Raw genomic sequence first — 2952 nt, forward strand, 5'->3', positions numbered from 1 at the left:
GTATTGATTTTTAATTTTTTACGTCTTGATTTGAACCTTAATTTACCTTACTTTTTCTAAAAATAAATCACAAAAACACTTCCAATTTTCTCTGATGTTTAGTTGTGGATAGTCCAGATTCGAACCATTATTTTACTTTATTTTTTCTAAAAATAAATCACAAAAAAACCCTCAAGTTTCCTTGAAGGTTTTAGAGGCATCGTCCGGATTCGAACCGGAGTAGGAGCTTTTGCAGAGCCCAGCCTAGCCGCTCGGCCACGACGCCAATATTTAATTGGTTTGCAAATGTACTATAAAATTTCTTAAATGCAAGTTTCAATTTCTAAATAAAGCATATAATTCTATTACAAAGTAATTTTCTTTATTTAGAATTACAGAAATTAATTTCTATATTCTTCCATTTCAATAGTAACTGCTTCAACGTCACCACCAATAGGAGGATTTAGTTTTGAAACCTGAACCACAATTCTTGATATGGCTGCAATTTCATTAAAAATACGATTTACAATTCTATGCGCCACATGTTCTAGTAAATCTGATCGTATGTCCATTTCTTCCACTACAATGCGGTTTAACAGCACATAATCTACTGTATCTTTTAAATCGTCAGAGATACTTGATTTACGTAAATCTGTTTTTACTTCTAGATTAACGAGATAGTCTGATCCTATTTTTCCCTCCTCGATCAAGCAACCGTGATAAGAGAAAGTTCTGATATTTTTAAGTTTTATTATTCCCATTTTTGATTGTTAGTTTTATGTATAAAGATACTGCTGAAATCCCAGCTTTTAATTGGTTTCGTTGTAAACATTAAACCCAAACCTTAAAGTTTTTTTTATCTTTGCTAAAATAAAACAAAAAGATGTCAACTGAAGAAAAATCACTCCATTTTATAGAACAAATCATTGAAGACAGTTTAACAAACGGTTTTCCTCAAGATAAATTACGTTTCCGTTTTCCACCAGAGCCAAATGGTTATTTGCACATTGGCCATGCCAAATCTATATGCTTGAATTTTGGATTAGGTCTAAAGTACAATGCTCCAGTTAATCTACGTTTTGATGATACTAATCCAGCCAAAGAAGAGCAGGAGTATGTTGATGCTATTAAAGAAGACCTAGAATGGTTGGGATTTAACTGGGCTGAAGAACGTTACGCATCTGATTACTTTCAGCAATTGTATGATTGGGCTGTAATGATGATTAAAAATGGAAAGGCTTATGTAGATAGTCAATCTTCGGAAGAAATGGCTGCTCAAAAAGGAACGCCAACGCAATCTGGTGTTGATGGACCTTATAGAAACCGTTCAGTTGAAGAAAATTTAACTTTATTTGAAGGTATGAAAAATGGTGATTTTCCGGAAGGAAGTCATGTTTTACGTGCCAAAATTGATATGGCTTCTACTAATATGTTGATGCGTGATCCGTTGATGTATAGAGTGTTACATCGTCATCATCATAGAACAGGTAATGATTGGAAAATCTATCCAATGTATGATTATGCTCATGGAGAAAGTGATTTTATAGAACAAATTTCACATTCGATTTGTACTCTAGAATTTGTAATGCACCGTGAGTTGTACAATTGGTTTTTGGATCAAATTTATGACGACACTAAAGTGCGCCCAAATCAATACGAATTTGCTCGTTTGAACCTTAATTATACCGTAATGAGTAAGCGTAAGTTACTTCAATTGGTTCAAGAAAACATTGTAAACGGTTGGGATGATCCTAGAATGCCAACTATTTCTGGTCTTAGAAGAAGAGGGTATACAGCTAATTCTATTCGTAAATTTTGCGAAATTATCGGAGTTGCAAAGCGTGAAAATATCATCGATTATTCGTTATTAGAATTTTGTTTGCGCGAAGATTTAAACAAAACTGCACCACGTGTAATGGCTGTTTTAGACCCAATAAAGTTGGTTATTACCAATTATCCTGAAGGTCAAGAAGAGTGGTTGGATGCTGAGAATAATCAAGAAGATGAAAGTGCTGGTTTCAGAAAAGTACCTTTTGCAAAGACATTGTTTATTGAAAGAGAAGACTTTTTAGAAGATGCTCCTGCTAAATTTTTTAGATTAAGTATCGGTCGTGAAGTACGTTTAAAAAACGCTTATATCATTAAAGGTGAGTCTGTTGTAAAAAATGATTCAGGAGAAATTCTTGAAATTCACGCTACTTACGATGCAGATAGCAAGAGTGGTAGTGGAAGTGAAGCTAGCCAACGTAAAGTTGCGGGAACTTTACACTGGGTTTCAGTTGCTCATGCTTTGGAAACTGAAGTTCGTTTGTATGACAGATTATTTTTAGACCAAGCACCTGACAGTCATAAAGATAAAAACTTCTTGGATTTCATGAATCCGAATTCACTTCAAGTTGTAAAAGGATATGTAGAGCCTAGTTTAGCTACTGTGAAATCGGGTGATAAGTTTCAATTCCAGCGTTTAGGATATTTTAATGTTGATAAAGACTCTTCGGTTGAGACCATTATTTTCAACAAAACGGTTGGATTAAAAGATGCTTGGGAAGAAAAAGGTAAAAAAGAAGAAAATCTTTTGATGAATACTCAAAAAGATCTGAATAAGTACGTTAAGGAAAAAGATGAAACTGCCGCAGCTGCTCTTTTAACACCAATTATTGAAAACATTAAGAGTGTTGATAACTACAGTTTGTTAGTGCAAACGGTTATCAAAAATATCAAAAATGATAACAATGCTTTGTTGTTTGCTAATTTGATTGTTCAATATTCTGATAAAGTTGAAATTAATTCGTTTGATGCAGATTTGGTTCAAAAATTTTATACGATGTCGTTAAAAAGTCAATTGGCTTCCGTTCGAATGGCTGCAATTTTGAATTTGAAAAATGATGCTGATAATTTTGTTTTATTTCAAACTGTTTTAGCAGAATTGAAAAATGTAGAAAAAAACGAAAAAGTACTTGCTCTATTAAATTA

General features: G+C 33.2%; 2 protein-coding genes and 1 tRNA gene. 1 reads left to right on the forward strand and 2 read right to left on the reverse strand.

The window, feature by feature from the left end; translation table 11 throughout:
- Positions 1-194: 194 nt before the first annotated feature.
- Both FPG59_RS16740 and folB read right to left on the reverse strand, forming a co-directional pair.
- Positions 195-265: transfer RNA gene (locus tag FPG59_RS16740), tRNA-Cys, on the reverse strand.
- A 115-nt stretch (positions 266-380) separates the two neighbouring features.
- Positions 381-740 (reverse strand): dihydroneopterin aldolase, encoded by a 360-nt coding sequence (gene folB, locus FPG59_RS15320; RefSeq protein WP_086455422.1) that lies wholly within the window; start codon positions 738-740, stop codon positions 381-383.
- A gap of 122 nt (positions 741-862) precedes the next feature.
- Here folB and FPG59_RS15325 point away from each other — a divergent pair.
- The coding region (locus tag FPG59_RS15325) for a glutamine--tRNA ligase/YqeY domain fusion protein (RefSeq protein WP_086455423.1) at positions 863-2952 on the forward strand (2090 nt) is incomplete at its 3' end.

This window comes from Flavobacterium sp. FPG59, from assembly GCF_002150205.1.
GTDB lineage: Bacteria > Bacteroidota > Bacteroidia > Flavobacteriales > Flavobacteriaceae > Flavobacterium.